At 62.4% G+C, this 6,111-nt stretch carries 6 protein-coding genes; 3 read left to right on the forward strand and 3 right to left on the reverse strand.

Annotated elements, in window-relative coordinates; translation table 11 throughout:
• Nucleotides 1-1,946: aconitate hydratase AcnA (gene acnA / locus EN939_RS17330; protein ID WP_127269001.1), on the forward strand; the 1,946-nt coding region annotated here is incomplete at its 5' end.
• Between the two features lie 49 nt (nt 1,947-1,995).
• On the opposite strand, the gene EN939_RS17335 is transcribed toward acnA, so the two are convergent.
• Nucleotides 1,996-2,673 carry a ceramidase domain-containing protein gene (locus EN939_RS17335; protein ID WP_127269002.1) on the reverse strand — a complete coding sequence of 226 codons (678 nt, stop codon included), beginning with the start codon at nt 2,671-2,673 and terminating at the stop codon, nt 1,996-1,998.
• A 172-nt stretch (nt 2,674-2,845) separates the two neighbouring features.
• Between EN939_RS17335 and EN939_RS17340 the strand changes: the two genes are divergently transcribed.
• Nucleotides 2,846-3,646 (forward strand): DUF1223 domain-containing protein, encoded by an 801-nt coding sequence (locus tag EN939_RS17340; RefSeq protein ID WP_127269003.1) that lies wholly within the window; start codon nt 2,846-2,848, stop codon nt 3,644-3,646.
• 607 nt (nt 3,647-4,253) lie between these two features.
• Nucleotides 4,254-4,640 carry a DUF2794 domain-containing protein gene (locus EN939_RS17345; protein WP_127269004.1) on the forward strand — a complete coding sequence of 129 codons (387 nt, stop codon included), beginning with the start codon at nt 4,254-4,256 and terminating at the stop codon, nt 4,638-4,640.
• 108 nt (nt 4,641-4,748) lie between these two features.
• Here EN939_RS17345 and EN939_RS17350 read toward each other — a convergent pair whose 3' ends face one another.
• A complete protein-coding gene (locus tag EN939_RS17350; RefSeq protein ID WP_127269005.1) occupies nt 4,749-5,321 on the reverse strand; it encodes a GNAT family N-acetyltransferase in 573 nt (190 codons plus the stop codon).
• Between the two features lie 106 nt (nt 5,322-5,427).
• Nucleotides 5,428-6,111 (reverse strand): Bax inhibitor-1/YccA family protein (locus EN939_RS17355; RefSeq protein WP_164751042.1); only part of this gene is annotated, 684 nt, incomplete at its 5' end.

Below are 6,111 nucleotides of genomic sequence, written 5' to 3' on the forward strand. Positions count from 1 at the left end.
TGCCTGAGGTGATCGGCTTCCGCCTCACCGGCAAGCTCAAAGAGGGCGTCACCGCCACCGACCTCGTGCTCACCGTCACCCAGATGCTGCGCAAGAAGGGCGTCGTCGGCAAGTTCGTCGAGTTCTTCGGGCCGGGCCTCTCCAACATGACGCTGGCCGACCGCGCCACCATCGGCAACATGGCGCCCGAATATGGCGCCACCTGCGGCTTCTTCCCCGTCGACTCGGAAACCATCCGCTACCTCACAATGTCCGGCCGCAGCGAGGACCGCATCGCGCTGGTCGAGGCCTATGCCAAAGCTCAAGGAATGTGGCGTGAGACCGGCTCGACCGATCCGGTGTTCACCGATCTGCTCGAGCTGGAACTTGGCTCCGTCGTGCCGTCGATGGCCGGACCCAAGCGGCCCGAGGGCCGCGTCGCCCTTGAAGGCATTCCGGAAGGTTTCGCCAAGGCGATGGAGACCGAATACAAGAAGGCCGCCGAAATCTCCAAGCGCTACGCAGTCGAAGGCACCGACCATGATCTCGGTCACGGCGATGTCGTCATTGCCGCCATCACTTCGTGCACCAACACCTCGAACCCGAGCGTGCTGATCGGCGCCGGCCTCCTGGCCCGCAACGCCAACCGCCTCGGTTTGAAGCAGAAGCCGTGGGTGAAGACCTCGCTGGCGCCGGGCAGCCAGGTGGTGGCCGAGTATCTGGAGAAATCCGGCCTGCAGAAGGAACTCGATCAGATCGGCTTCAACCTGGTCGGCTTCGGCTGCACCACCTGCATCGGCAATTCCGGGCCGCTGCCGGCGCCGATCTCGAAGACCATCAACGACAAGGGCCTGATCGCTGCCGCGGTCTTGTCCGGCAACCGCAACTTCGAAGGCCGCGTCTCGCCCGACGTGCAGGCCAACTATCTGGCGTCGCCGCCGCTGGTCGTCGCGCATGCGCTGGCCGGCACCGTCACAAAGGACCTGACCACCGAGCCGCTAGGCGAGGACAAGAACGGCGAGCCGGTCTACCTCAAGGATATCTGGCCGAGCTCGGCCGAAATCCAGGAGTTCATCGAGAAGAACGTCACCCGCGAGCTGTTCGCCCGCAAATATGCCGATGTCTTCAAAGGCGACGAGTACTGGCAGAACGTCAAGGCGCCGGAAGGCCAGACCTATGCGTGGGACGACAACTCGACCTATGTGCAGAACCCGCCCTATTTCGCCGGCATGACGTCAGGTTTCGGCAAGATCGGCGATATCAAGGGCGCCCGCGTGCTCGGCCTGTTCGGCGACAAGATCACCACCGACCACATTTCGCCGGCCGGATCGATCAAGGCGGCCTCGCCGGCCGGCAAATACCTCACCGACCACGGCGTCGGCGTCGCCGACTTCAACCAGTACGGCACGCGGCGCGGCAACCACGAGGTGATGATGCGCGGCACCTTCGCCAACATCCGCATCCGCAACCACATGCTGGGCGAGAATGGCCGCGAGGGCGGCTACACCATCCACTACCCGTCGAAGGAAGAGGAATCGATCTACGACGCGGCGATGGAATACAAAAGGGAAGGCGTGCCGCTGGTTGTCTTCGCCGGCGTCGAATACGGCAACGGCTCGTCGCGCGACTGGGCGGCCAAGGGAACCAATCTCCTTGGTGTCCGCGCGGTCATCGCCCAGTCCTTCGAGCGCATCCATCGCTCGAACCTGGTCGGCATGGGCGTCATTCCCTTCGTCTTCGAGGAAGGCACCTCATGGGCATCGCTCAACCTCAAGGGAGACGAGCTGGTCGAGATCGACGGCTTGAGCACCATCAAACCGCGCCAGACGATGATCGCCAAGGTCACCTATGGCGACGGCACGGTGAAGAACGTGCCGATCATCTGCCGCATCGATACGCTGGATGAGCTCGATTACTTCAAGAACGGCGGCATCCTGCAATACGTGCTGCGCGATCTTGCAGCTTAGGGAATAGGGGACTAGGCAGTAGGGAATAGAGACCCCTACTGCCTACTGCCTACTGCCTACTGCCTACCTTAGGCTTCCCAAACCGCGCCGCTGCCGCCAAAAGCACGCCGAGCATCACGCCGTTGAGGATGTGCCAGAGGAAGTGCGTTCCGAGCGGAAAGCTGCCGCAGATCACCGGGTCGATCATCCGGCAGATGACGGACACGACGAAGATCGCCGATCCCGCCAGATTATACCAGCCGGCGCGATTGCCGCTCACCGTCACCCAGACACCGAAGAAGGCGAGCGCCAGGAACGGCGGCAGATAGCCCGTCGTACCGTTCGACGCCTGGCGCAGCCAGTCAGGCACGGCAAGGGTTATCGCCCCGGCAAGCACATAGAAGGCAATGAAGATGGCAATGGCCTTGCCCCATCGCATGCCGAGGAAGCGGCGCAGATTGAACAGCGTGTAGGCCAGCGTGAAGCCGGCGATCGGCAGCACGTCGGCCCAGACTGTGCCCTTGGTGGCAAAGGTGTGGAAGATCGTCGAACCGATGCCGATCGCCACCACCCACCAGGCCAGCACCTCGGCGAAGGCGCCGGTGCCCAGCCTTCGTACCTCGCGCACGCCCCACAGGCCGGCGGCGATGAAGGCGAGGTTGGTCAGGGCGTTTACCGGTTCGGACCAGAATTCCGGGCCGGTCCGCTCGCAATAGAGGTCGACTGGCGCCAAAAACGTTTGCCACATCGTGATTGCCGCCCGAATCGGTTTCTATCCTGAAGCGCAGATCCTTCCTATTGCGGGGTTGCGGTCGGCTGCAATGGCAAAATTTCACCGCAACGTGACTTCCCGTTGACTTCCGGTTCTGCCACATATTTTAGCAATCAAGATAAAGCCGGCACCACCGGCGGGAATCGGAATGGCCATGGCCTCGCGAAAATCATTGTGGCTGGCAGCTCTTGCGCTGGCCTTCTCGGCGTCTGCCGGCGCCGGGCATGCCGGCGAATCCGATCGCGCCCATGCCGACCGGGTCCAGATCGACAGGCCCCAGATCGACAGGCCATTGGGCGTGGTCGAACTGTTCACCAGCCAGGGCTGCAGTTCCTGCCCGCCGGCCGATACGCTGTTCTCCGAACTTGCCGCCAAGGAAGATATCGTCGCGCTCGCTTATCACGTCGACTATTGGGACTATCTCGGCTGGCAGGATACGCTGGGCCGCAAGGAGAACACCGAGCGGCAATACGACTACATGCGCGCCTTCGGCAGCCGCTCCGTCTATACGCCGCAGGCCGTTATCAATGGCCGTGTCCACGTCAACGGTGCCAGCCGCGGCGAGGTCGATGGCGCGCTCGCCCGCATGGCCAAGAGCGGCGAAGGCATGCGCGTCGCCGTCAAGGTCAGCCGCACCAGCGACCGTGTGACGATCGACGCCGGCGATGCCGGCAACGGCCCCAGCGACGCCCATGTCGTCATCGTCTATTTCGACCCGCCGCAGACGGTCAAGGTCGGCGAGGGCGAGAACACCGGCCGCAAGATGACCTACTGGAACGCCGTCACCGGGATACAGACCGCCGGCATGTGGCATGGCAAGGCACAACGCTACGAACTGCCGATGAGCGAGATTGCCAAAAAGGGCGGCTGCGCCGTGCTGCTGCAGTCGGTCGGCAAGGACGGCATGCCCGGTCCCATTCTCGGCGCCGCGTTCATCCACAAGCCTTAAGGCCTTCTTTCCTTCTCCCCTTGTGGGGCGAGCAGCCGGTTCGTCGAAGGCGAATTCATCGTGCCGGTGGCACGATGAAGGCCGGCGAACGCCGGGACGCTGCGAAGCAGCGCGGACCCGGCAGGGTGGATCGACTAACCACGCCCGGCCCTTCGCAGGCTCAGGGCGTTCGAAGCTCGAAAAGCCAAGCAATTGGCTTTTCGTTCGCTGCGCGAACCGCTTCTCACCCAATAAAAAACCGACGTCAGCTTGCTTCTGACGTCGGTCATTTAGGTTTTGGGATCGTCGCACCCGATTCTTCCGAAGAAGAACCGAGGTTGGTTCGATCCGACGCAGACCCGTGGGCGGGGGGCTTGGGGTTTACGAGCCGGTGCCGGACCGAACCGTCTCAGGCAACACCGGTAAATTCGTCGGACATTGGGGCATGAGCGCGGATAAAAAAAGGCAGAAATGTGGCGGAACATCACCAATTCCAACACGGCGTTTCATAAAAGTGACTGGACGTGACGGAAACAGCGCGGCGCGGGGCTTGGTTCGCCGGGCCTTGCAATTCAGTCGCGAACACGCCAACTTTGGTTGGCAAAGATTCATTTTGAAGGATCGAGGCATGACCGATGACAGCGGCGGGACGGGGGATGGGGACGCATCCGCGATATTGATCCCGCTGCACGAGGCGCGACGCGAACGTCTCGATCAGCCGGTGCGGTTCGACCGCCGCGAGTTGGACCAGATCCTCAGGCTCTACGGCCGCATGGTCGCCGCCAATGAATGGCGCGACTACGCCATCGACCATCTTGCGGACCGCGCTGTGTTTTCCGTATTCCGCCGCACCAGCGAAGTGCCGCTGTTCCAGATCGTCAAGGATCCGAAACTGGCCCGCAAGCAGGGCGCTTTTGCCGTCATCGCCGCCGGCGGCCGCATCTTGAAGCGTGGTCAGGAACTTGGCCGCGTGCTTGGTGTGTTCGACAGCAAGCTGAAGCTGGTCGAAGCCTGAGCTGGGGAATTAGAGCAGGGGAATTGAAGAGCTGGAGAATTGATTAATTGATGAAAAGGCACTCGGCGCCTGACGCTATCTTCTTCAATTCTTCAATTCTTCAATTCTTCAGTTCCCCCTAAGGCGAAACTTCCGCTCCGGCAGCGATTCGGGATCGGGCGGCAGCGTCGCACCGCCATTCAGCGACAGCTGCATGAACACCGTGTCCAGCCAGCGCCCATGCTTGTAGCCGGAACCTTCAAGGCGTCCCGAATGGCGAAAGCCGAGCTTTTCGTGCAACCGCACCGAGGCGCTGTCGGGACGGCCATCGCCGATCACCGCGATGATCTGGCGAAAGCCCGCCGTCGTCACTGCCTCGATCAGGCTTTGCATCAGCTTGAGCCCGACGCCCTGGCCCTTGGCCTCGGGCGCGACATAGACCGAATCCTCGACGATGAAGCGATAGGCCGGGCGTGGCCGGAAGGCGCCGGCATAGGCGTAGCCGAGAACGGTCCCGTCCTTCTCCGCCACCAGGTAAGGAAAGCCGCCGGCCGTCAGGCTGTCGAATCGAACACCCATCTCCGCACGGCTCGGCGGCTCCAGCTCATAGCTCGCCGTGCCTTGGGTCACCGCATCGGCATAGATGTCCGTGACGCTGTCGAGGTCGGCCACCGTGGCAGGCCGGATCGCAATATTGCTCATTGTTTATGCATGCCGTTTCTCTGCTCGCAATAACAGCAAAGGCCAAGACAAAAGAAAAGGGCGGCCGTTGGGCCGCCCTTCCGGAAGTTGATGGTCCAATGCCGCTTTAGCGGCGGTCGCCCATGAACTGCAGCAGGAACATGAACAGGTTGATGAAGTCGAGATAGAGCGTCAGAGCGCCCATGATCGCCTTGCGGCCGGCGACGTCGGAAGTGTCGCCCTCGAAATACATCTCCTTGATCTTCTGCGTGTCATAGGCGGTCAGGCCCGCGAAGACCAGCACGCCGATCGCCGACACGGCAAAGGACAGCGCCGACGACTGCAGGAAGATATTGATCACCGACGCGATGATGATGCCGAACACGCCCATGATCAGGAACGAGCCCATCGCCGTCAGGTCGCGCTTGGTGGTGTAGCCGAACAGCGACAGCGCACCGAAGGCGGCGGCCGTGGCGAAGAAGGTCTGTGAGATGCTGGCCGTGGTGTAGACCAGGAAGATCGAAGACAGCGACAGGCCGACGAGACCGGCATAGACCCAGAACGTCGTCTGCGCCGCCGAAACGCTCATCGACTGAACGCGGAACGACAGGAACAGCACGGCAGCCAGCGGCGCCAGCATCACCACCCAGCGCAGCGGCGAGCCGAAGATCGCGTAGCCGAAGGAGGTCAGCATCTCGCCGCTTGGCAGCGTCGCGACAGCCGAAGCCGGATCGGTGGTGGTGGCCAGCATGATCGTGCCGATCGCGGCAAGACCAGTGATGAGGAGGCCAAGCCCCATCAGATTGTAGAC

This window comes from Mesorhizobium sp. M7A.F.Ca.CA.002.05.1.1 (genome assembly GCF_003998335.1).
In the GTDB taxonomy this organism is placed as follows: Bacteria; Pseudomonadota; Alphaproteobacteria; order Rhizobiales; family Rhizobiaceae; genus Mesorhizobium.

What these genes read in the sequence shown, in the direction of transcription:
- EN939_RS17335 (WP_127269002.1), bottom strand. Translation starts at nt 2,673, where the DNA reads ATGTGGCAAACGTTTTTGGCGCCAGTCGACCTCTATTGCGAGCGGACC.
- EN939_RS17340 (WP_127269003.1), top strand. Translation starts at nt 2,846, where the DNA reads ATGGCCATGGCCTCGCGAAAATCATTGTGGCTGGCAGCTCTTGCGCTG.
- EN939_RS17345 (WP_127269004.1), top strand. Translation starts at nt 4,254, where the DNA reads ATGACCGATGACAGCGGCGGGACGGGGGATGGGGACGCATCCGCGATA.
- EN939_RS17350 (WP_127269005.1), bottom strand. Translation starts at nt 5,321, where the DNA reads ATGAGCAATATTGCGATCCGGCCTGCCACGGTGGCCGACCTCGACAGC.